This window comes from Castellaniella sp. (assembly GCF_034007085.1).
Taxonomy (GTDB): Bacteria; Pseudomonadota; Gammaproteobacteria; order Burkholderiales; family Burkholderiaceae_B; genus Castellaniella.
In genome coordinates this window covers 1-22,161 of the sequence record NZ_JAVERO010000029.1, presented here as the reverse complement: position 1 = coordinate 22,161, position 22,161 = coordinate 1, and the positions used below count along the sequence as shown (strand labels likewise).

The window sequence follows — 22,161 nt, the reverse complement described above, 5'->3', positions numbered from 1 at the left end:
GACGGCGGTGGGGATGCCGGCGTCCTTCAGCGCGGCCTGCACGGCGTCGCGCCCATCGATCTGCACGGTGTACTGCGCCCAGGCGCAGACGTTGTGGGCTTCGATGACCGGGGTGGCCTGGATGCCAGCGGCATTGAACAAACGGGTATAGGTGTCCGCCACGCGCTGGCGGGCGGCGATTTCGTCGTCCAGCACGGCCAGCTTCGGTAGCAGGATGGCAGCTTGCAGGGTGTCCAGGCGGCCGTTCACGCCGACGCGGATGTGGTGATAGCGGCGGTCCTGGCCATGGCGGGCGATCTGGCGCAGCACGACGGCCAGGGCATCGTCGTTGGTGAAGATCGCGCCGCCGTCCCCATAGCAGCCCAGGGGCTTGCTGGGGAAAAAGCTGGTGCAGGCGATGGTGGACAGATTGCCGCTCTTGCGGCCTTTATAGTGGCCGCCCAGGCTTTGGGCCGCGTCCTCGATGACTGCCAGCCCGTGCTTGGCAGCAATGGCATTGATGGCATCCATGTCGGCGCACTGGCCGTACAGGGACACGGGGATGATGGCACGGGTCCGGGGGGTGATGGCGGCTTCCAGCCTGGCCGGATCCAGGGTGTAGGTGCGCGGGTCGATATCGACGTAGACGGGCTTGGCGCCCAGCAGGGCGACGGTCTCGGCGGTGGCGATGTAGGTGAAGCCCGGGGTGATGACCTCGTCGCCCGGACCGATGCCCAGGGCCATCTGGGCGATCTGCAGGGCGTCGGTCCCGTTGGACACCGTGATGCAGTGTTTGGCGCCGGTGTAGTCAGCCAGGCGCTCTTCCAGTTGGGCGACTTCCGGCCCCAGGATGAACTGGCCGTGGGCCAGCACGCGCTGGATGCCGGCGTCGATTTCGGATTTCAGGCGCTGGTACTGGGCCTGCAGGTCGACGAATTGCATGGTAGTTGGTGAACGTAAGATGAAAATCAAAGGCGGACGCACTGACCATCGGTCAGGCGGTAGGTGGCGCCGGTATGGGCGCAGGTGGTCTCGCCGTTGCCGCTCAGGGGCAGGTCCAGCTGTTCGCCGTGTTCGCTCATCCAGCCGATCTGGCGGGCGGGAACGCCGACCATCAGGGCGTAGGGCTTGACGTCCTTGTTGACGACGGCGCCCGCGCCGACAAAGGCGTATTCACCGATGGTGACGCCGCAGACGACGGTGCAATTGGCGCCCAGGGTGGCGCCCTTTTTGACCAGGGTGTCGCGGTATTCGTCCTTGCGTTCGATCAGGGACCGGGGGTTGTAGACGTTGGTGAACACCATGCTGGGGCCGCAGAACACGCCCTCTTCCAGGGTGACGTTATCGTAGACAGAAACGTTGTTCTGGATCTTGCAGCGGTCGCCGATGACGACCTTGTTGCCGACGAAGACGTTCTGGCCCAGGGACACGCCCGCGCCGATGCGGGCGCCGCCGCAGACGTGGACGAAATGCCAGATGCGGGATCCTTCGCCGACCTGCGCGCCGGGATCGACGATGGCGGTTTCGTGTTGATAGTGGGCCATGAAGCAAGATTCCAGGATTTCAGACACGCTACCGCCGTGCTGTGATACGGTCAGCAAGCGCCAGGCGATGTTCATCGGATGAACGCGATGATACATCACCTGGCCTGGCACTAAAACAGAAGAATGGCCACAGGATTTATCGGAAACTGCCCGACACCCCCAGCCAGATCCCATGCTGTCTTTGCCCGCCCCCGTGCTGGCCCGTGTAAGCCAGTACGGCGTGTGTGCGCCGTGCCACGGGGGCCTGCACGCGCAGATCCAGACTCAGGGCGTAATGCGGCAGGGGCAGGCCTTTGACCTCGAAGCGCGGCCCGGGGTCGGCCCGATAGGCCTGGCTGCTACTCAAGTTCGATCCGCCCCACAGGCGGCGCACGCCCAGGTCCAGGGTCATCCGGGCTTCGCCATGCGGCGTGGGCCACGGGCGCTCGACCCTGATCCCCAGTTTCCCCAGCCAGCGGCGGTCGGTCTCGGCATCCAGCGTCACGGCGGCCAGCCCGTCGCTTTCCTGCACGGCGGGGCGATGCAGGCGCAGCCAGGCCGCCTGGGCATAGGGCATCCATTGCCATGAACTCAGGGCAAATGGCTCCTTCGGCTCCATATGCGCCCAGGCCTGGGCCAGCCGCGCAGCGAGGCGGCTGTGCAGCGCGGCCTCGCTTGGATCGGCTTGGCGGCTCAGCTTGGCCCGGTGCCAGGAATGCGCCGCTCCCAGGGCCAGACGCCAGCCTGGGCGCGCCAGGCTGGCGCCCAGGCCCAGGTGCATGGCTCGATCCCGCAGATGGTATGTACCGCCAGCGGCAGCCGAAGGCCGGGCCGACCCCAGGCTCGCCAGGCGGGTGTCCTGCGTGCCCACGAAGGCCGCCAGGAAACCATCCGATCCCGCTGGGCGGCTGACACCGATCTGCAGGCCGCGGGCATCCCGGTCGTCTGCGGGCAGGCCATGGGCGCTTTGCCGTTCCGTATTGGCGGCCCAGCCCTGTGCCCAGACCCGGCCGCTGGCCGTGTGTGTCAGCGCGGATTCCCGCAGGAAACGGCTGTCGTCCAGCACGGCCCCGCGCCAGGATGCATCGGCCGTGTTCAGCCCCCGCGTGTTGTACCGCAGGCCCAGGGTGACGGTGGTGGGGCCATAGCTCAAGACGGGATCCAGGTAGCGCAGTGTGCTGGCAACGTGGGTATGGCGTCCATCGCCGGGTACGGGATCCATGCCCCCATCGGGCCCGTATTCCAGGCCGCCGTCGGCCTGCACAATGACCCAGCGGCGATCGGGCGTCCATACGCCAGGCGACGGCTCGATCAGCAAGCCGCCACCCAGGCGTACCGTACCAAATGACCAGATGCGATCGGCCTGGCCGCCTGCATCGATGCGGATGCGGGTCTGGGCGCCTGGCAGCAAGGCCAGCCGCTGGCCGATCAGCAGGGTGCCTGTACTGTCCGGCGCGCCAGGGTGCAGCAGCCCGGCCACGCGGGCATCATCCACCAGGCCCGCACCGGACAGCACGGTGCCGGGGTGCGTCAGCACCGGCCCCCACCACAACTGGTCGACCCGCAGGCCGCCCTGCGCCACGGTCAGGAGATCACGGCCGGGGCTGAAGCCGACGCCCGCCAGGCGCAGGGTGCCGGCGCCATCCTTGACGATGGGCGCTTCGGCCTGGATATTGCCCGCCAGCGTGGCTTCGCCGGATGCAACGCGCCACACGGCGTCGGTGCCCAGGCCGGCGATGGGCGGCAGGCCCCAGTGCACCGGCAGCGTTTGTGCCCCCGCGGCGGAACGCACTTGCAGGATCTGCTCGATGCGGATGCCGGGATGCAGTTCCAGCCGCGTGCCTGCCGTCATTTCCAGGCTGTTGACCGGCGAGCCCAGGGCCTGGTCGTGCGCCAGGCCCAGGCTGCCTTCGGCCAGGACGATCTGGCCGGTCGTGGAGCTGGCGCCCGCCAGATCCAGGTGGCCGCCGCCCAGCTTCCAGAACGGGATGGGCAGCCAGGGATCGACCGGGTGCCCCAGGATGGGGCCCGTCAACCGCAGTGTGCGGCCTTCGGCCACCTGGAACCCGCTGGCGCTTTCCAGCAGCAGCCCCCACTCGATGCACTGATCTTCCGCGACGGCGATCGGTTCGCCACGCATGACAAAAGGCGCCGGGGAATCATCCCACGGCGCCTCGGGCAATGCCAGGACCAGACCCGGCGGCGGCAGGCTCAGGCAGCACAGCACCTGGATGAAGCGCACCCGGATCGTCTTGAAGATGGACATTTTTGTCTCCTGTCAGCTTGATATATGTCACTGAATGTGACAAGTCTGTTTTACAGGAAACGATTGGGTGCGGGGGAATGGAGTGCCGTGGAATTAAGACGGGTCAAGGCTGCCGGTTGATGAAGCCCTTGAACACGGTCATGACGATGATTTTTATATCCAGCGCCAGGGACCAGTTATTGATGTACCAAAGGTCATACTCCACCCGTTTTTCCATTTTTTCCAGGGTGTCCGTTTCTCCCCGATAGCCATTGACTTGGGCCCAGCCAGTGATCCCGGGCTTGACCTTATGGCGCTGCATGTAGGATTCAACCAGATCCTTGTAATACTCGTTATGGGAAAGCGCATGCGGACGAGGTCCGACGATCGACATGCGCCCTTGCAGCACGTTGTAGAACTGCGGTAATTCATCCAGGCTGGTACGCCGCAGGAAGGCACCCACCCGCGTCACGCGCGGATCGCCATGCCGTGCCTGAGTCACAGTGCCGTCTGCTTCATGATGCACCGACATCGAACGGAATTTATAAACCTTGAACCGTTGGCCATTGATGCCGGTGCGATACTGCTTGAACAGCACAGGCCCGGGCGAACTGAGCTTGACGGCCAGCGCCACCACCAGGCATACCGGCAGGACCAGGATGGACAGCACCCCGCCCACGATCAGGTCTTCGGCTCGCTTGATCCAGCGCATGGGCCCAGCCATCGGGCTGCGATTCAGGTCCAGCGTCAGCATCCCCGCGACTTCTCCGACCTGCTGGTTCAGCAAGGGCATATCGCTCAGGTCGGGGATATACCGCACATCGACCAACAGATTCCGGACCGCATGCACGATCCGCCGGATCATTGCACCCGCCTCCAACGGCAGGCAAAGCCACAGCTCGTGCGCCCCGGCAGCCTGAACCGCCGCTACCAAGGCACCGTCCCAGTCGGGCGTGGATTCCAGCGCAATCACTTGCGTGACCTGATAACCGTATTCGGGCAACTCATGCATCCTGGCCTGGATGGCCGGAGCCCCTTGCTGTGCCACGATCAGCACGACACGCTTCAAGTTCTGCCCGCGCGCACGTGCGCGCCGCAACGCGACGTACATACAAAGGCGAAATGCCGTCACGGCCAGTACGCCAAACCCCGCTCCCACGACAAACCATATCCGGGAATAATGGCCAGAGACATGCAGCAGCACCGCCAGGCTGGCCAGGATGGCCAACGCCAGCAGCCAGGCGCTGTAGACGCGCCCCAATTGGCGCAGCAGGCTGGCGCCGCGCCATGACTGATAGCAACCGGCCAGGGCCTGGACCAGCACGACGGTTCCCGCCATGATGACGATTCCCGCCAGATAGGGGGCATGCAGCGTCAGCTCGCCGAACCGGACCACATAGGCGCTCCACCCACCAAGCAGGACCAGCGCAAACTCGACCATGCCGGCCAGTAGGGCAATGGGATAGCGTTCGGCAAGCGTAGGGGGAGGAACAAATGGGGGAGACATGCAATCGGTATCCGGTCGCCAGGCAGTGCGGGGATTTTAATCCGTTCGGGCGCAGGGCAATTCTTCTACACTAGCCCTTTCCCGTCTCTTATGTAGCGATATGCCACACGACTCAATCCCTTTGCCCGTCCGGTTGCTCACGTCCTGGGGAGTGTTCGTTTTCTTTGCGGCCATGTTCGCCATTCCATCAGGCTACTCCTATGGCGCGGTACTGCTGCTGGTGGGCAGTGCGTACTATCTTGCAACCAACCCACGGCTCACACCCTGGGAGTCCGCCGACCACACCCTGATTGCTGCGCTTGTAGCCTATTTTGCCGTCCCGTCACTCATGACCTGGTGGTTGGGCAACAACCCGACCGATGTCGACCAATACTTTCGCGCCTTGCTGGCCGTGCCGATTTTTCTGATGCTCAGATCCTGCCCCATCCGGCTGCCGATCCTGTGGGCCGGCATCGTCCTGGGCGTGGTGCTGTCTGCACCCTTGGCCTGGTGGCAGGTGGAGTTTCAGGGCTGGGAGCGAGCGGCGGGTTTCCTTAACATCATCCATTTTAGTAATCTGACACTGGTGTTCACCATTTTCTGTGTGGGGGGATTGTATTGGGCTCCCACGCAAGGCCGGCATGCCAGGCACTGGCAATTGGCCTTCGCGCTCGGCATTGTCTGTGGCCTGTATAGCGTGATCCTGGGCGGCAGCCGGGGCAGCTGGGTTGCCCTGCCGCCGGTGGTTTTGGTGTTCCTGGCCGCCTTTCTATCCCGGCGCAATGCACTTCGTCTGATGCTGATTGCCCTGGCAGCAGCTGTGGTCATAGCAGGCATCTTCGCCATGCCGGACAGCCCGCTACGGGCTCGCTACGAGCGCGGCGTGCAGGACATCACGCTGTACCAGCAATCCAATACCGACACCTCGATCGGTGCCCGCTTTGAAATGTGGCGCGGTGCTTTGACCAACCTGCAACAACACCCCCTGATGGGGTGGAACCTGCGGGACTACACTCAGGCTCTGCAGGGACAGATAGAAGCCGGCAAACTGACCCCGATCGCCCTGGAATTCAATGACAATCTGCACAACAACTACCTGCAGGCCTGGGTGTTTACCGGCCTGCCAGGATTGCTGGCTTTGCTGGCACTATACGCCGTACCCCTGTGTCATTTCGGGCGCCGACTGCGTGACTCGGACCTGACCGTAAAAGTGCTGGCCTTTTGCGGCACATCGGTCGTCGTGTCTTACCTGTGCTTCTGCCTGACTCAGGTGGTATTGCGCCGCAATAACGGAATCATGTTTTATCTATTGGCAGTGATCATTCTATGGGGCGCCATGAGGCAGGCCCGGATGGCAGCCGAAGCCGGGCATCAATCGGATAAAACAGCTTGATACAAGGCCATAACCTGACGATGGAAACGATCGAAAGTGAAGGCTTCCTGGAAGACTCGCCGCGCGTTATGCCCCATGCGGCGACAATCCTGGATCGACAGGCCCACGAGCAGGCCTGCCAGGTGCTCAGCCGAAAAGTCATGCATGATCAATCCGTTGTAGCCATGAACGACGACCTCGGACAACGAGGTCAGGTTCGACACAATGATCGGCACCCCGGCCCGCAAGGCTTCTAATGCTGTCAGTGAAAAGCCTTCCCAACGCGAAGGAATGATGATCACATCCATGCTTACCATGTGAGCCGCCAGGGCTTCGTGCGCCACCCAGCCGTACCGCCTTATCCGGGGATGTGGCTGCAAGGGCCGCCGCCCACGCACTTCGGATCCGAACACATGCAAAGTTGAGTCAGTCGCCAAACGATCCGCCAAGGCAGGCAGAAGATCTGCTCCCTTTTGATAATCCAATCGGCCAAAAAAACCGATGTTCAAACCCCGATCTCCCTGCACCCCGGCTGCCTGATTCGAATTGATTGCTTCTGCAAAGCAGTCATTGATGCCAGTGTGGATCATGGTCAAACGATCCGGATCAATCCCCAAAGCACGCGCCCGATTCAATTCCTCGAACGACATGCACATGACGACACGTGCCCGTGACGCCAGCCACCTTTCCACCCGCCCGTAGCCCCAACGAACCCAGGCCGGACTATCCTTTTTCAGAAAACTCCAGCCATGGGGGGTGTAAATAATGCGCGGGTGCAGTGCATGTGGGAAGCGCGTATAGACGCCGGGAAATGTGCTGTGCACATGCACGATATCCGGTGCATGTCGCGCCAAAATGATGGCAAGCGTTGCCCGAACAGCTGGGAAACGAGCAGGATTTCGACTTGCAGGATAGGAATCTATGGCGCACGGCAGGTCGCGCGGATCAGCGGCCAACATCTGCGAATCCGCAGCCAGCACGACCTGATGTCCCTGACCCATCTGCGCACGGATCAAGGCATCCACGTACGAGGCAATGCCCCCATGCCAGGCTTCGACAACATGCAGGATTTTCATGAAAAAATCAAACGATATGGCAAAAAGGGCGCCAGCGAATCAGGGGATTCAACCAGAAAGCGACGAAACACAAACACCATCGATACCAGTCCGAATGCGAACAGCCAGATCCTGGCTGATGCATTCATTAACTTCCCCTCTATCTCATGGGCGTACACCGTTGCCAGGGGCGCAATAAAGACAACGAGCTCCAGCAACCTCAGGCCAGCGTATGAAAACTGCACAACCCCAAAGAAACATGCTGCTACTAGCCACATGGCAGATAACAGGCGCAACTTCTGACCATGCGACAACGTGCTTTTCCAGATGGCCATCGACACCGCCGCGTTTTGAACAATAGAAGCCAGCCCACTGAAACGTGATGGCGCAGGGAAGGCACTATAAGAATGCAGACGCGATATTAGATACGCAGAATTCATCAGAATGACGGCGATCACAGCCAATCCGCACAGAATCGCCCCGCCCAACAAGAATCTGAAGGACCAGCGACGCAGCGTGGAGACCAGAAACACTGGATATAAGACAGCAGTATAGTGTGTTACACAAGAGGCCACAGCCAGTGCCAACGATGTCGTCCCAAGCTGGCGCTGCCGGGCAACCCATTGCATGGCGCACAGAAACAGAATGGACGCCAATCCGATACGCAGCGCATTCATAGAGAATTCGTAGAAGAAAACAGGCAAGATTACCGACAAAAGCAAATATTGCTCATTGGGCACAGACCGCCACACATAGGCTAGCAACAGGGCAACCTCAAGCCCCGAGACCAGGCGCACCACCCCAGTATCTGCCAATCCAGTTTGCTGCAGGGCTTTCAGCAGCAGGCCAAAGAACGGTTCAACCCCTACGGTAAAGATGCCTGACTCACGAACCTGCATGGACAACTGTTCATACGCAACTGTATCTGTTCCCGTTGCCCCCCGGAAGATAGCGACGACCCCCACCACACAGACAGCCAGCGTGCAGTGCCAACGCGCATGGTCTGGAAACCGGACTGAGCACAGCAGCATTACAAGGCAAAAGCACCAAGCGGCGATATAAATCATCTCGGGCCACCTTTACCACGCCGTATGATGGACCGCACACGGTTGAAAAATATAGTGAATCCCCTGGGCAGGCAATACGTCACTACGCCCCGCACAAACCCAACAAAAGCCATGAAGGAACCGTCAAAATTATGCAAAATCAGACGAATCCGACTTTTTATCTGGGTCTTACGGCGGACGGTTGAAATGCCATCAGGATTTACTTCACACATCACCACAGGATATGGCAAGTTCGCTGTTGGATATTTCCTGACGATCTTGAAGAACAAGGCCAGGTCTTCTGCCGCCGGATAGTTGTCAGGATAGAAACCAACCTCTTTAAGAGCAGCCGACCGCATCATTACGGCAGGATGCGTAAACGGCGCATTCAGAAAAATTCTTTTCCTGATTGCGCGCGCATCGACGGGATGCTTCAAAGTGAATAGCAGCCGTCCATCCAGATCGACAAAGTTAGCCCAGCCGCCGATCAGAGCATGGTCAGGGTGGTCTTCCAGATACGCCAGCTGTTTCGCCAGGCGTTGGCCAATATTCCGGTCCCCGCAATCCAGTCGGGCAATATAGGGGTACCGATCAATACAATAGTCCAGGCCAGCGTTCAAGGCATGCTCAATCCCTAGATTGCGTGGCAGTTCGATCAAATGGACGGAGAGCGGCCCAGTGTATCTGGCCAATACATCCCGAGCAGGAACACGCTGGCTTCCATCATCCACCACACAGACATCAGGCAGCAGACTGTCTGACTCGACAGACGACAAGGCCGTCAGCAAACCTGCGTCCGCATCGAAATAAGGTATTAGCAGGCAGACTTTGGGTGCAGAAGACATGGACAAGGGAAATAACGGGGGAATGGCTCTGGCAGTCTACTTGGGTGAAGGTATCCGAACCAGTCTCCAGCCCAGTGCCAGGCGCAGCAGCAACATGAAGAACTCAGTCGCCAGAACGCAACAGGCCACATTGTAAGCGGTCAGTTGTCCCAGCCACCATAACAAAGCTAAAAGGCACACGTGCAGCCCTGCTGCGAGCACGGAAGTAAGATTGACCAGATCCGGCCTGCCCATGGCGGCAAACCACGGATACCCCAGCACCATGCCTGAAATCGTGACTGGAATAGTCAGCAGGAATATATAAAGCACAGGCACAGAGGACTGATAGTGCTCGCCGAAGGCCAGGCGCACCGCCCACGGTGCCAACAAGGCTACGGCAGCACAGCCAAGGACAAGTACGGCGACCAGGGCCGGCAACATCTTCCACAACACGCGGGTGTTCCTGGATCGCGTCAATGCCGGCAGCATGGCTTGGCTGATCGGCCCCCCCACACTTTGCCCGGCCTTGTAGATTTGTTCGGCCACATTGAAGATCCCCGTCTGCGCCAGGGACACGCCGCCCAGAACAACAGAGTTCATGGAGGAATACAAGGCAAATGCCAGGCGTCCCCAGAAGTAGCCCGAAGAGCGCAGCATCAAATGCAAGCCACCCCGCACCGACAGCGCCAAGACTCGGTAGCCTTCATACCGCATCGCCCATAGCCCCATCCCCGCCCCCAACGCATTGGACAAGGCAAAAGCCAGCATGACCAGCGGGCCATCCCCACCGTCCCGGACCATGGCATAGACCATGAACAAAAATCCGAAGCGGGCGGCCACCATGTAGATGGCATAGGCCTTCATATTTTCCAGGCCCTGCAACAACCAGACTGGCTGATAGGCCTGGAACACGACAGCAAATCCGGCATAGACGAACAGCACCCCATGGGCTTGATAGGACGGCACCATGGACAAAAGCCACAAGCCAAGGCAGGCCAGCACCACAAGATAGATTTTCGCGCCATGGACCTGAGCAATGACGTCCTGCACCTGTATTGCATCCCCACGACAACGAGCAACCTCGTAGGTTGCAGAGGCCGAGAATCCGTAATCAGTCAGGATGAAACAGAACTGTGCTGCCGCCATGACCGCCATGACAGCGCCATATTCCGAAACCGGCAGTACATGCGTCAGCCAGGGAATGACCAGCAGGAAAGACAAATACGTACTGATCTGGAATAGAAACAGCCAGCCAATATTTCTGGCCAGACTATGTGCCAATAGCGTGCGCAGCCTGCGGAATGCGTTATCCAGCATCTGCTTCAATTGCCTCCCGAAGCTCCTGCCCCTCGCTGATACTGCCACGTACTTCCGCACATATCCTCAAGCGAGCGGGTAGCCGCCCAGCCCAGGTCCTGACGGGCCTTGGCAGGATTGGCGTAGCACACGGCGACGTCGCCTGGGCGGCGCTGCTGGATCCGGTAGGGAACATCCCGCCCGGACGCCTGCTCGAATGCACGAACGACTTCCAGCACGCTGTAGCCCTGGCCGGTACCCAGGTTGATGGCATGCCAGCCGGTGTGGGCGGCCAGGAAGCCCAGCGCCGCGGCGTGGCCTTCGGCCAGGTCCATGACGTGGATGTAGTCGCGCACGCCGGTGCCATCGGTCGTGGGGTAATCGTTTCCAAAGACGTTCAGTTCGGCCCGCATGCCCGTGGCAACCTGGGCAACATAAGGCATCAGATTGTTCGGCACACCCCTGGGGGTCTCGCCGATCAGGCCGCTTTCGTGCGCCCCCACCGGATTGAAATACCGCAGGCAGGCGATGCGCCAGGCCGGGTCGGATGCCGCCAGATCGCCCAGGATTTCCTCGATGTGCAGCTTGCTGCGGCCGTAGGGGTTGGTGGCGCCGGTCGGGTGGTTTTCATCCAGGGGCAGGTACTGCGGCTCGCCATAGACGGTGGCGCTGCTGCTGAAGACCAGCGTGCGCACGCCGGCGGCGCGCATGGCCTGCAGCAGGCATACCGTGCCCTGGACGTTGTTGGAAAAGTATTCCAGCGGCTTTTCCACGGATTCGCCCACCGCCTTCAGGCCGGCAAAATGGATCACGGCCTGGATGGCGTGGTCGCGCAGGACGCGCTCCAGCAAGGCCGCATCGCGCACGTCGCCCTGCACAAAGGCCGGTGCCGCGCCCAGGATGCGCGCCAGCTGGCCGACGACGGTCTCGCTGCTGTTGGACAGGTTGTCGAGCAATACGACGCGGTGGCCTTGTTGCGCCAGGACGGTTGCGGTGTGGCTGCCGATGTAGCCCGTGCCGCCGGTAAGCAGGATGTTCATGGGGGTATGCGGTTAGTGGATGGCAGAATTCATGGAATGGTACAGCCTATGCGTTCATCCCATGCCCTATGTCGTGACCAAGGGTTGCCGGCGCCCTTGCCCGGCGTCTGCGCACGGCCACCCGCTGCAATTCATCATCCCTTGTTTCTTACTGACTCCGTCATGCCCCCTACTCCGGCCGCTCCCCCTGCCTGGCTGTCGACCTGGACTCGGCCGCTCCCGCGCAGCTATAGCGGCGCGATCCGCCCGAATTCCACCTGCACGGTCTGCGGGCGGCCCAGGATTTCCAGCAGCAGGGTGACGCGGTCGGCGGAGACCGACTGGACCAGCGCCTGGATACCGCCCAGCGCAGGATCCTGCAGGCGCACGGCCATGCCGGGGCGATAGGGGCTCAGGTCGGCCGGGCCGGCGGTTTCACGCAATTCCTCTGCCTGGCGAATGGCCTGGACGGCGGCATCGGCCAGGGTGGCGGGCTGATGGCCGAACATGACCAGCCGGCTGACGCCCACCGTGGAGCGCACCACGGACAGTGACTGCGTGGCCCGGGTGGGCCGCAGGAACAGGTAACGGGGAAACATTGGCTCGTGGCTGGTCAGGGCCGGATCGGCATGAGCGCCTGGCCGGGCGCCGGCGCCGGTGTCCGGCCCCAAGGCGGCGCGAGCCGCCGCGGATGCGCGGCGGCGCCGCCCCGGTTCCCGGAAGACCTTGAACAGCGGCAGGTAGACCTCGAAATCCTGGCGCCGCAGTTGTTCGGCGGCAGTGCGTTCCTGGCGGGGCTTGGTGTGGGCGACGTACCAGGCGGCGGGGAGATCAGGCATATTCAATATGGCACCCGCACATCCGGGGCATCCACGGGAAAATCCCGGTGATTGCGCGACACCAGCAACATCCCATGGACCTGGGCGGAAGCCCAGATGATGGCATCGGGTAGCCGGATGCGCCGTTCCCTGCGGATGACGACGGCACGACCCGCCACCTGGTCATCCACTCCGATCCGCTCGAAGGAATCCAGCCAGCGACGGATCGCGGATTCCTCGTGCGGCACGGCACCCACCAGCACCTCCATCCAGGTAATGATGCTGATGGCCGGCCGCACATGGCGGTCGAGTTCGGTATGTGCCTTTTCGTGCCCGCTGAGGAAATCGATGAGCACGTTGGTATCGATCAGCGCTCTTACCATTCCGCTCTTTGCGCCTCCTGGTATTCGAGCCCGTCGATCGAGCGATCCCGCCAGAGACCAAACACGGCCGATGCATCACCCGGCGCATGGTGCGCGAGATAGGCATCGATGGCATCACGGATGATGGCCGCACGGGACCGCCCTTCGGTACGCACTTTTGCGGCAAGGGCCTGCAACTGCGTTTCCGAGAGATCGATGAGGATTCTGGCCATGGTTTTTGAGTCTTCAGAAGATATCATCATTGTATATCATCCAGAATCATGACCAAAGGAAATCCAGCATATCCATTTGGACCTGCACTGTCAGCCTGCGACTTCTACGCAAGCCTGTCGCCTGCCCGGCTCACCTCGCAACAACAACTCGGGCACCTTCCCCTTTCAAGGAAGGCGCCCGATGCGTAACACGGCGCCAGATGGCTGTCGCCATCCAGCCGGCCTGAAGCTCAAGCCTCTGCGTGCTTGGCGGCCTCGACGGCGGCGTCGGTGTCGTGCGGGGCGCCGTTGAAAAACAGGTTCAGCAGCACGGCCGACAGCGAGGTCAGCAAAATGCCTGATTCAATCAGCGGGTGGATGGCGTGCGGCATCCACTGGCGGAAATTGGGCGCAACGACCGGGATCATGCCCATGCCGATGGAAATGGCGACAATCATGGCGTTGTTGCGGTTCTTGGCAAAATCCACGCCGCCCAGGATGCGGATGCCGGTGGCGGTCACCATGCCGAACATCACGATGCCTGCGCCGCCCAGCACGACGGTGGGCAGGGATTCGACCAGCGCCGCCAGTTTCGGCAGCAGGCCCAGGATCAGCAGGATGACGCCGCTGGCCACGCAGACGTAGCGGCTGCGCACGCCGGTGACGGCGACCAGGCCGACGTTCTGGGAGAAGCTGGAATACGGAAAGGTATTGAAAATGCCGCCGATCAGGGTGCCCAGGCCGTCGGTGCGCAAGCCGCGCGCCAGGTCTTGCTGGCCGATTTTCTTGCCGGTCATGTCGCCCAGGGCCAGGAACATGCCGGTGGATTCGATCAGGATCACGATCATGACCAGCACCATGGTCAGGATCATCCAGAAATCGAATTTCGGCAGGCCGAAATGAAAGGGCATGACGATGTCCACCCAGTCGGCCTTGCCGACTTTTTCAAAGCTCATGATGCCCATGGCCGCCGTGATGATGGCGCCGATCACGATACCCAGCAGCACGGCGATGTTGGCCAGGAAACCCTTGCAGAACTTGGCGATCAGCAGGATCGACAGCAGCACGACGGCGGCGATGCCCACGCCGGTCAGATTGGCGTACTTGGGATTGGGCACGGTGGGCAGGATGGCCAGCCCCTGCGGCACGGCGGGCAGGGGCGATCCCGGCGCGCCTGCGGCGGCCTGGACTTCTTTCAGCCAGGCGACGTAGTTGGGATCGACCAGGGACGGCGCGGTCGGGCCGACCGGGTTGCCGAAGATCCAGTTGATGCCCACGCGCATCAGGGTGATGCCGATGATGGCAATGATGGTGCCGGTCACGACCGGGGGAAAAAACCGCAGCAGCCGGCTGATCCAGGGGGCGATCAGGATGGTGATGATCCCCGCTGCGATGATGGTGCCGAACAGCAGCTGGGCGCCTTCGTGCCCGGGGGTAGACTGGGCGATGTGGATCATGGGGCCGACCGGGGCAAAGCTGACGCCCATGATGACGGGCAGCTTGATTCCGAACCACTGGGTGGCGCCCAGGGACTGGATGATGGTGGCGATGCCGCAGGCGAACAGGTCGGCGGCAATCAGCAGGGATACTTCGTGCGAATCCAGGCCCAGCGCCCGGCCAATGATCAGGGGGACGGCCACGGCGCCGGCGTACATCACCAGCACGTGCTGCAAGCCCAGGGCCGTCAGCTGCCCTATCGGCAGAACCTCGTCTACCGGAGCGACGGTTTTGCGCATGTTTTGTCTCCAGATTCCGGGCTTGCCCGCGTGTGGGGCGTCCCTTGTGTTGGTGCAGTCACTCTACCGCAGGCCGCAGCCGACAGCCATGCGCAAAGCGCGATAAGGATTTTTCGGCTGGGCGCATAATCCCGGGAAAACCCCTAGAAATCACCCACGCAAGCGGTCGATCCAGTGGCGGGTGGAGGCGTCGTGGCGGACGGCGGGGGCACGACCGTCCGGGCCTGAACGGTCCCGGCTGTCGGCGCCCACAGCGGTCGAACCCTCGGCGGCTGATGCGTCCGGATCCAGTTCGGCAATGATGCCGCGCGCCAGGACCTTGCCGTATTCCACACCCCATTGGTCGAAGGGATCGATGCCCCAGATCACGCCCTGGGTGAAGACACGATGTTCGTACAGGGCCAGCAGTGCGCCCAGCGTATACGGCGACAGGCGCGGCAGGACGATCAAGTGGTTGGGACGCCCGCCCGGATGGACGCGGTGCGGCGCCAGCCAGTCGGCGCGGGCCGCATCCAGGCCCTCGGCCAGGCATTCGGCGCACGCCTGGGCCAGGTTTTTGCCGCGCATCAGGGCTTCGCGCTGGGCCAGGCAATTGGCCAGCAACTGGCGGTGGTGCGCCGGCCAATGGTGATCAGCCTCGCGGCACAGGATGAAATCCACCGGGGCGCCATCGCTGCCTTGGTGCAGCCACTGGAAAAAGGTATGTTGCGCATCGGTGCCCGGCATGCCCCAGACGGCGGGGCCGGTAGGCACGCCCACGGGCCGGCCGGCAAGATCGACGGATTTGCCCAGGGATTCCATGTCCAGCTGCTGGATGTAGGGCACCAGATTGGCCAGCCGCGAATCATAGGGGGCGATGTTCAGCGATCCGTGGCCCAGCACGCTGCGGTTGGCCACCCCCGCCAGGGCCATGCGCACCGGGGCATTTTCCGCCAGGGGCGCCTGGGCGAAATGCGCATCCATGGCGGCCGCCCCCGCCCGCAGGCCCTCCAGCACATCTACCCCCACGGCCAGCGCGGTGCTCAGGCTGACGGCGGACCAAAGGGAAAACCGCCCCCCGACCCAGTCCCATAACTGAAAGATCTGCCCATCCGGCACGCCCCAGGCGCGGGCTCGATCGGGCCGGGCGGTGACGGCGGCCAGGTGATGGGCCGGGTCCAGGCCGGCGGCAGCCAGCCATTCGCGGGCGCGCGCGCCGTTTTCCAGGGTTTCGGCCGTGGTAAAGGATTTTGAGACCAGCACGACCAGGGTGTCGCGCGGGTCCAGGCCCGCCAAGCCGCCCTCGATGGCATGGCCATCGATGTTGGCGACGAAGCGCACGTCGCGCCAGGTGCCGGCATAGCCAAAGGCGGTCACGGCCAGGCGCACGCCCCAGTCGGACCCGCCGATGCCTACGTGCACGACGTGACGCCAGCGCCGTCCGGCATCGGCACGTCGCACCCAGGCGTCCATGCGTTCGCGTTCGGCCTGCACGTCGGCGGGCGCCTCCGGCGCGCGCAGCACGGTATGCCAGGCCGCGCGGTTTTCTGTGATGTTGACGGCCTCGCCTGCCAGTAGGCGGGCGCGCTGGGCCTCGAAACCCCGCGCGCGCAGCAGGGATGCGCCCGCATCCATGAGTTCGGGCGAATGGCGCTGGCCGCTGGAATCCAGCGCCAGGCCCGGTGCCTCGATCAAATCCAGCGCATCGGGACGCGGCGCGCAAGTCTGCGCCGCCAGCGCGAAACGTTTCCATTCGGGCAGGCCGGTGAGGGGAACAAGCGGATCGGCGGCGGGATGATCGGACATGGCGGCAGGATCTGGGGATCGGCGGAATCGCCGGTCATTATGTCATGACGCGCCCATGACAAAACGCCCCGGCCCTCCAAGAAGCACCGGGGCGTTCCCATTTGATGGGGACGGGGCTATTTTCAAATTGAGATATCTCCCCACGTCGCGCCTTGCAAGGCGCTCCGATTCGATAGGCTGTGAATGGTCCGCAGGGACCATCCACAGTCCGATCTCATCCCAGGCGCCGAATTCAGCAGCGTTCGAAGATGCCCGCTGCACCCATGCCCGTGCCCACGCACATGGTGACCATGCCGTACTGCAGGTTGCGGCGGCGCAGGGCGTGAATGGTGGTGGCCGACCGGATTGCGCCGGTGGCGCCCAGGGGGTGGCCCAGGGCGATGGCGCCGCCCATGGGGTTGACCACGTCCTCGTTCAGGCCCAGGTCGCGAATGACGGCCAGGGACTGGGCGGCAAAGGCTTCGTTCAGTTCGATCCAGCCCAGCTGGTCCTGCGTCAGGCCGGCCTTTTTCAGGGCAGCCGGGATGGCTTCCTTGGGGCCGATGCCCATGATGTCGGGCGCGACACCGCGCACGGCAAAGGACACGAAGCGCGCCAGCGGCGTCAGATTGTGTTCTTTCAGGGCACGTTCGGACACGACCAGCAGGGCGCCGGCACCGTCGGAAGTCTGCGAGCTGTTGCCGGCGGTGACGCTGCCCTTGGCGGCGAACACGGGCCGCAGGCGGGCCAGGGCTTCCAGGCTGGTGTCGGCGCGCGGGCCTTCGTCCAGGTTGACGGTGTGGCGGGTCTCGCGGATTTCGCCCGAGGCCAGGTCCGGGGTGCGGCGCACGATTTCCACCGGCAGCATTTCGTCGGCGAATTCACCGGCCTGCTGCGCGGCCAGGGCGCGCTGGTGCGAACGCAGGGCGAAGGCGTCCTGGTCTTCGCGGGAGATCTTCCAGCGCTGGGCGACTTGTTCGGCGGTGGAACCCATGCCGTAGGCGATGCCAATGTTTTCGTCTTTCAGGTAGACGTCCGGGCTGAACGAGGTGTTGATGCCCATGGTGGGCACCAGGCTCATGGATTCGGTGCCGCAGGCCAGCATCACGTCGGCTTCGCCCACGCGGATGCGGTCGGCCGCCATGGCGACGGCGGTCAGACCGGATGCGCAGAAGCGGTTGACGGTGACCCCGCCGACCGATTGCGGCAGGCCGGCCAGCAGCACGCCGACCCGCGCGACGTTCAGGCCCTGCGGGCCTTCGGGGATGGCGCAGCCGACGATGGCGTCCTCGATTGCGGCGGGGTCCAGGCTGGGCGCCTGGGCCATCACCCCCTGGATGGCCTTGGCCAGCAGGTCATCGGGCCGGGTGCGGGAATACATGCCGCGCGGGGCCTTGCCGATGGGCGTGCGCGTCGCGGCAACGATATAGGCTTGTTGAAGGGCGGTCATTGAAAGTCTCCTCAGTTGCGGACGGGCTTGCCGGTTTGCAGCAGACCGGCAATGCGCTCTTGTGTCTTGGGGTTGGCCAGCAGGCTCAGGAAAGCCTCGCGTTCCAGCCGCAGCATCCAGGCCTCGTCGACCAGGCTGCCCGGATCGACGTCGCCGCCGCAGATGGCCGTGGCGACCTGTTCGGCGATGTGGAAGTCGTAGTCCGAGATATAGCCGCCCACGTGCATGTTCACCAGCTGCGCCTTCAGGGTGGCGATGGCATCGCGGCCCGCCACGGGGAAACGCGCGGCCAGCGGCGGACGCCAGCCCTGTTCGGCCAGGTTGGCGGCCTCGCGCACGGCCACGTACAGCAGTTCGTGGCGATTCATGACGATGGGATCGGAATCGCGCAGGTAGCCGATCTGGCGGGCTTCCAGGGCGGACTTGGACACGCGCGCCGTGGCCACGGACAGGACGAAGTCCTTGACATACGCCAGCAGCGGGGCGTCCGGGGCCGATTGGGCCTGGATTTCTGCCGCGCGGCGGGCGCTGAAGGTGATCCCGCCGGCGCCCGGCACCAGGCCGATGCCGACTTCCACCAGGCCGATGTAGCTTTCCAGGTGGGCGACGCGGCGGGCGCAATGCACGGACAGTTCGCAACCGCCGCCCAGCGCCAGGCCGGCCACGGCGGCAACCACGGGCACCTGGGCGTAGCGCAGGCGCATGACCATGTCCTGCATTTCTTTCTGGATCGGCTCGACGGCCTTGACGCCACCGGACATGAAGGCGGGCAGCATGGCCTTGAGATCGGCGCCGGCCGAGAACGGATCATCCAGCTGGGCGACGACCAGGGCCTTGTAGCCCTGTTCGGCCAGGTCCACGGCATGCACCACGCCGCGCACCACGTCCGGGCTGAGGGTGTGCATCTTGGTCTTGAACGACACCAGCAGCACGTCCTGGGGCTGCGGCGCGGGCAGCGTCCAGCACAGCACGGCATCGTCTTCGTACACCACGTTGGGTACCAGCGACGGGCCTTCGCCGACCAGACGCGGCGCGCCGATCTGGCGCTGATAGACGGGCAGCGCGCTGCGCGGCACGTAGGCATTGGTGGCCGGGCTGAAAGAGCCTTCTGGCGTGTGCACGGCCTGCTTGTCCCAGACGACGCCACTGGTGGCCCAGGCGGGCAGCGGCGCATCCGACAGGGTCTTGCCGGCGGCGATGTCGGCGTTGATCCATTCGGCGACCTGGCGCCAGCCAGCGGCCTGCCAGATTTCGAAGGGGCCGAAGCTGTGGCCAAAGCCCCATTTCATGGCCTGGTCCAGTTCGCGCGCGCTGTCGGCGATGTCGCCCAGATGCACGGCGCTGTAGTGGAAGGTGTCGCGCAGCACGGCCCAGACGAACTGCGCCTGGGGGTGATCGGAATCATGCAGCGCCTTCAGGCGCTTGGCGGGGTCGCGTTCCTTGAGGATGTCCTTGACCTCGTCGTCGGCCTTTTCGCCGGAAGGCACATACTGGCCGGCGGCGGGGTCCAGGCGCAGGATCTGCTTGCCTTCTTTCTTGAAGAAACCGGCCTTGGTCTTCTGGCCCAGGGCGCCCTTCTCGATCAGGGCGGCCAGCACGGGCGGCACGCCGAAATGCGCGCGGAAGGGGTCGTCGGGCAGCTGGTTTTTCATCGTGTCGATGACGTGCGCCAGCGTGTCCAGGCCAACCACGTCGGCGGTGCGATAGGTGCCGGACTTGGCGCGGCCCAGGCGGGTGCCGGTCAGGTCATCGACCAATTCATAGGGCAGTCCAAGCGCCTGGGTGTGATGAAAGACCGACAAAATGCCGAACACGCCGATGCGGTTGCCGATGAAGTTCGGCGTATCCTTGGCGCGCACCACGCCCTTGCCCAGCTGCGACACCAGGAAGGTTTCCAAGTGATCCAGCAGGGCCGGTTCGGTGGCGGCGGTAGGGATCAGTTCGACCAGCGGCATGTAGCGCGGCGGGTTGAAGAAGTGCACGCCGCAGAAACGGTGGCGCAGGGTTTCGGGCAATGCTTCGGACAGGGACGTGATGGACAGGCCCGAGGTATTGCTGGCGACGATGGCGTGCGGGTTCAGGGCCGGCGCCAGTTTGTGGTACAGGTCGCGCTTCCAGTCCAGGCGTTCGGCGATGGCTTCGATGACGACATCGCAATCGGCCAGCAGCGCCAGGTCTTCGTCATAGTTGGCCGGCGTGATCAGGTCGGCCAGGGCATTGACGCCCAGAGGCGCGGGATTGAGTTTTTTCAGTTGCGCGATGGCGCGCTGGACGATGCCGTTCTTGCTGCCCTGGCCGTCATCCTTGGCCAGATCGAACAGCACGACCGGCACGCCGGCGTTGACGCAGTGGGCGGCGATCTGCGCGCCCATGACCCCGGCGCCGCACACCGCCACACGGCGGATGAACAGGGGGGCGGACTGGCTGGTTTGCATGATATTGTGTCCTCGCTGGTTTTAATAAGTTGCCCGATTTTTCGATTGTCGCTGATTTATGATCAAAATTCAAACAATCGTTTGAATTTAAACCTGTCCTCCCAGCCATGGCTCGACTGCCCCGCCTGTACGCCCCTCGCATCCCTCAACTGGCCGAGGCACGCTTTGCGCGGCGGCTGGCGCCTGCGGACGCCCCCACCCCGACGGCGGCGCTGGACCGGATCCGCCACTGGCTGGCCCAGGAAGCCAGCCGCGCGGCGGCGGGCCAGGCCGGCGCCGTGGCCCTGCACGGCTGGGTCGTCCTGCCGGACCGGATCACGCTGCTGGCCACGCCGGGAGACGAGGCCGCGCTGTCACGCCTGATGCAGGCGCTGGGGCGGCGCATGGGCGCAGGTCTGATGCGCACACGGGTCTACGCGGGCCGCTACCACAATGCCCTGCTGGAACCGGGGCGCTGGGTGCTGCCGGCCATGGTCTGGCTGGAATCGCTGCCCGTCTCGACCGGCCTGGTGGGCGCGGCCACGCAATGGCCCTGGTCGTCGGCGGCGGAACATGGGGGGCTGGGCGAAACGGGCGCAGGGGGTATCGGGGGCGCCCACGGCGCGGTCGATACGCCGGCCAGCCGCCCGGTGCTGACGGATCACCCCGACTATTGGCGCGAAGGCGACACGCCCTTTGCCCGCCAGGCGGCCTGGCGCAAGCGCCTGGCCGACGGGCTGGGTGAACCACAGCGCCTGGGGATCGAAGCAGCGCTGGCGGGGCAATGGGCACTGGGAGAAAAGATTTTCCTGGCGCATCTGGGGCGCCTGGCGTCGCGGCGCATCAGCCCGGCGCCGCGCGGGCGGCCCCGCAAGGCGGGTTAGGGGGCGGCGCCATCAGAACGAGCTGGTCACTTCCATGAAGAAGGTGCGGCCTGGCTGGTTGTAGGTGTAGGCGCCGGCGCCGTAGATGGCGTTGGGGGTGCCCAGATTCACCCCGATGGCATTGCCACGGCGGAAGATGCGCTTGTCGAACAGATTGTCCACGCCCGCCGTCACGCGGAGATGCTGATTGACCTTGTATTGCGTGCTCAGGCCGAACAGGGCGTAGGGCGGAATCTTGTCGGTGGCGCTGCCGGTCAGCCGCTGACCGTAGTAGTCGTATTTCGGTCCTTCCTGCTCGCCGTAGACGGTGGCCTTGGCGCGCAGCGACCAGGCTGGCGTCACCTGCCAGTCCAGGGTGCTGTTGATCGTGTATTCGGGAATGGTGGACAGGTGTTCGCCGGTCTCCTTGTTCTTGGATTCGATCATGTAGGTGAAATTGGTCGACCACATCCAGTCCTGGGCAAAGGGCCAGGTCAGGTTGCCTTCGATGCCCTGGACGACGGCGCGGGGGATGTTTTCCCACTGGAAGACGCTCGTCGATTTCCCCAGGCTGTTGGCGAACTGGGCCACCGGCGTGCGGCCGGCCTCGATCTTGTCGCGGTAATCATTGTGGAAATAGGTCAGGCTGGCGCCCAGGCCGTCGGGGCTGCGGAATTCGATGCCCAATTCCTTGTTG

At 63.5% G+C, this 22,161-nt stretch carries 19 protein-coding genes; 2 read left to right on the top strand and 17 right to left on the bottom strand.

Annotation, left to right across the window (positions count from 1 at the left end):
* From RBR29_RS04635 to RBR29_RS04620, 4 genes are all read right to left on the bottom strand, one after another.
* A partial coding sequence (locus RBR29_RS04635) for a DegT/DnrJ/EryC1/StrS family aminotransferase (protein WP_320347719.1) occupies positions 1–921 on the bottom strand: 921 nt, incomplete at its 3' end.
* 26 nt (positions 922–947) lie between these two features.
* A complete protein-coding gene (wbpD, locus tag RBR29_RS04630; protein ID WP_320347723.1) occupies positions 948–1,523 on the bottom strand; it encodes a UDP-2-acetamido-3-amino-2,3-dideoxy-D-glucuronate N-acetyltransferase in 576 nt (191 codons plus the stop codon).
* 136 nt (positions 1,524–1,659) lie between these two features.
* Positions 1,660–3,768, bottom strand: coding sequence for an autotransporter outer membrane beta-barrel domain-containing protein (locus RBR29_RS04625; protein WP_320347717.1), 2,109 nt, complete (start codon positions 3,766–3,768; stop codon positions 1,660–1,662).
* Between the two features lie 103 nt (positions 3,769–3,871).
* A complete protein-coding gene (locus RBR29_RS04620; RefSeq protein ID WP_320347715.1) occupies positions 3,872–5,254 on the bottom strand; it encodes an undecaprenyl-phosphate glucose phosphotransferase in 1,383 nt (460 codons plus the stop codon).
* Between the two features lie 151 nt (positions 5,255–5,405).
* On the opposite strand from RBR29_RS04620, the gene RBR29_RS04615 reads away from it, so the two are divergent.
* Positions 5,406–6,626, top strand: a complete 1,221-nt coding sequence (locus RBR29_RS04615; RefSeq protein ID WP_320347713.1) for an O-antigen ligase family protein — start codon at positions 5,406–5,408, stop codon at positions 6,624–6,626.
* On the opposite strand, the gene RBR29_RS04610 is transcribed toward RBR29_RS04615, so the two are convergent.
* The 12 genes from RBR29_RS04610 to RBR29_RS04555 form a co-directional block, all read right to left on the bottom strand.
* Positions 6,605–7,681, bottom strand: a complete 1,077-nt coding sequence (locus RBR29_RS04610) for a glycosyltransferase (RefSeq protein WP_320347711.1) — start codon at positions 7,679–7,681, stop codon at positions 6,605–6,607. The genes RBR29_RS04615 and RBR29_RS04610 overlap by 22 nt on opposite strands.
* The gene (locus RBR29_RS04605; protein WP_320347709.1) at positions 7,678–8,727 is read right to left on the bottom strand and encodes an EpsG family protein; all 1,050 of its coding nucleotides are present in this window, start codon (positions 8,725–8,727) and stop codon (positions 7,678–7,680) included. Before RBR29_RS04605 ends, RBR29_RS04610 begins: the two co-directional genes overlap by 4 nt.
* Positions 8,724–9,551, bottom strand: a complete 828-nt coding sequence (locus RBR29_RS04600; protein WP_320347707.1) for a glycosyltransferase — start codon at positions 9,549–9,551, stop codon at positions 8,724–8,726. The genes RBR29_RS04605 and RBR29_RS04600 overlap by 4 nt, the downstream gene beginning before the upstream one ends.
* Positions 9,552–9,587: 36 nt before the next feature.
* Complete coding sequence (locus tag RBR29_RS04595; protein WP_320347721.1) at positions 9,588–10,847, bottom strand: oligosaccharide flippase family protein; 1,260 nt, start codon at positions 10,845–10,847, stop codon at positions 9,588–9,590.
* Between the two features lie 5 nt (positions 10,848–10,852).
* A complete protein-coding gene (gene galE, locus RBR29_RS04590; RefSeq protein WP_320347705.1) occupies positions 10,853–11,866 on the bottom strand; it encodes a UDP-glucose 4-epimerase GalE in 1,014 nt (337 codons plus the stop codon).
* A gap of 227 nt (positions 11,867–12,093) precedes the next feature.
* The gene (locus RBR29_RS04585) at positions 12,094–12,684 is read right to left on the bottom strand and encodes a transcription termination/antitermination NusG family protein (protein ID WP_320347703.1); all 591 of its coding nucleotides are present in this window, start codon (positions 12,682–12,684) and stop codon (positions 12,094–12,096) included.
* 2 nt (positions 12,685–12,686) lie between these two features.
* Positions 12,687–13,046 carry a type II toxin-antitoxin system VapC family toxin gene (locus RBR29_RS04580; RefSeq protein ID WP_320347701.1) on the bottom strand — a complete coding sequence of 120 codons (360 nt, stop codon included), beginning with the start codon at positions 13,044–13,046 and terminating at the stop codon, positions 12,687–12,689.
* Positions 13,040–13,258, bottom strand: a complete 219-nt coding sequence (locus RBR29_RS04575; RefSeq protein WP_320347699.1) for a CopG family transcriptional regulator — start codon at positions 13,256–13,258, stop codon at positions 13,040–13,042. The genes RBR29_RS04580 and RBR29_RS04575 overlap by 7 nt, the downstream gene beginning before the upstream one ends.
* A 230-nt stretch (positions 13,259–13,488) precedes the next feature.
* On the bottom strand, positions 13,489–14,973 hold the full coding sequence (locus RBR29_RS04570) for a nucleobase:cation symporter-2 family protein (protein ID WP_320347697.1): 1,485 nt from the start codon (positions 14,971–14,973) through the stop codon (positions 13,489–13,491).
* Positions 14,974–15,123: 150 nt separating this feature from the next.
* Positions 15,124–16,758 (bottom strand): glucose-6-phosphate isomerase, encoded by a 1,635-nt coding sequence (gene pgi / locus RBR29_RS04565; RefSeq protein WP_320347695.1) that lies wholly within the window; start codon positions 16,756–16,758, stop codon positions 15,124–15,126.
* 232 nt (positions 16,759–16,990) lie between these two features.
* Positions 16,991–18,187, bottom strand: a complete 1,197-nt coding sequence (locus RBR29_RS04560; protein WP_320347693.1) for an acetyl-CoA C-acyltransferase — start codon at positions 18,185–18,187, stop codon at positions 16,991–16,993.
* An 11-nt stretch (positions 18,188–18,198) separates the two neighbouring features.
* Entirely contained in the window at positions 18,199–20,622 is a 2,424-nt protein-coding gene (locus tag RBR29_RS04555) for a 3-hydroxyacyl-CoA dehydrogenase NAD-binding domain-containing protein (protein WP_320347691.1), read from the bottom strand.
* Positions 20,623–20,729: 107 nt separating this feature from the next.
* Between RBR29_RS04555 and RBR29_RS04550 the strand changes: the two genes are divergently transcribed.
* Positions 20,730–21,485, top strand: coding sequence for a hypothetical protein (locus tag RBR29_RS04550; RefSeq protein WP_320347690.1), 756 nt, complete (start codon positions 20,730–20,732; stop codon positions 21,483–21,485).
* Between the two features lie 12 nt (positions 21,486–21,497).
* Here the strand turns inward: RBR29_RS04550 and RBR29_RS04545 are convergent.
* The coding region (locus tag RBR29_RS04545) for a TonB-dependent receptor (protein ID WP_320347688.1) at positions 21,498–22,161 on the bottom strand (664 nt) is incomplete at its 5' end.

Bases quoted from the DNA above. Each gene is read 5' to 3' on its own strand.
- pgi (WP_320347695.1), bottom strand. From the start codon at position 16,758: ATGTCCGATCATCCCGCCGCCGATCCGCTTGTTCCCCTCACCGGCCTG.
- RBR29_RS04600 (WP_320347707.1), bottom strand. From the start codon at position 9,551: ATGTCTTCTGCACCCAAAGTCTGCCTGCTAATACCTTATTTCGATGCG.
- RBR29_RS04620 (WP_320347715.1), bottom strand. From the start codon at position 5,254: ATGTCTCCCCCATTTGTTCCTCCCCCTACGCTTGCCGAACGCTATCCC.
- RBR29_RS04610 (WP_320347711.1), bottom strand. From the start codon at position 7,681: ATGAAAATCCTGCATGTTGTCGAAGCCTGGCATGGGGGCATTGCCTCG.
- RBR29_RS04580 (WP_320347701.1), bottom strand. From the start codon at position 13,046: ATGGTAAGAGCGCTGATCGATACCAACGTGCTCATCGATTTCCTCAGC.
- RBR29_RS04560 (WP_320347693.1), bottom strand. From the start codon at position 18,187: ATGACCGCCCTTCAACAAGCCTATATCGTTGCCGCGACGCGCACGCCC.
- RBR29_RS04585 (WP_320347703.1), bottom strand. From the start codon at position 12,684: ATGCCTGATCTCCCCGCCGCCTGGTACGTCGCCCACACCAAGCCCCGC.
- RBR29_RS04605 (WP_320347709.1), bottom strand. From the start codon at position 8,727: ATGATTTATATCGCCGCTTGGTGCTTTTGCCTTGTAATGCTGCTGTGC.
- galE (WP_320347705.1), bottom strand. From the start codon at position 11,866: ATGAACATCCTGCTTACCGGCGGCACGGGCTACATCGGCAGCCACACC.
- RBR29_RS04595 (WP_320347721.1), bottom strand. From the start codon at position 10,847: ATGCTGGATAACGCATTCCGCAGGCTGCGCACGCTATTGGCACATAGT.
- RBR29_RS04625 (WP_320347717.1), bottom strand. From the start codon at position 3,768: ATGTCCATCTTCAAGACGATCCGGGTGCGCTTCATCCAGGTGCTGTGC.
- RBR29_RS04575 (WP_320347699.1), bottom strand. From the start codon at position 13,258: ATGGCCAGAATCCTCATCGATCTCTCGGAAACGCAGTTGCAGGCCCTT.
- RBR29_RS04550 (WP_320347690.1), top strand. From the start codon at position 20,730: ATGGCTCGACTGCCCCGCCTGTACGCCCCTCGCATCCCTCAACTGGCC.
- RBR29_RS04555 (WP_320347691.1), bottom strand. From the start codon at position 20,622: ATGCAAACCAGCCAGTCCGCCCCCCTGTTCATCCGCCGTGTGGCGGTG.
- wbpD (WP_320347723.1), bottom strand. From the start codon at position 1,523: ATGGCCCACTATCAACACGAAACCGCCATCGTCGATCCCGGCGCGCAG.
- RBR29_RS04570 (WP_320347697.1), bottom strand. From the start codon at position 14,973: ATGCGCAAAACCGTCGCTCCGGTAGACGAGGTTCTGCCGATAGGGCAG.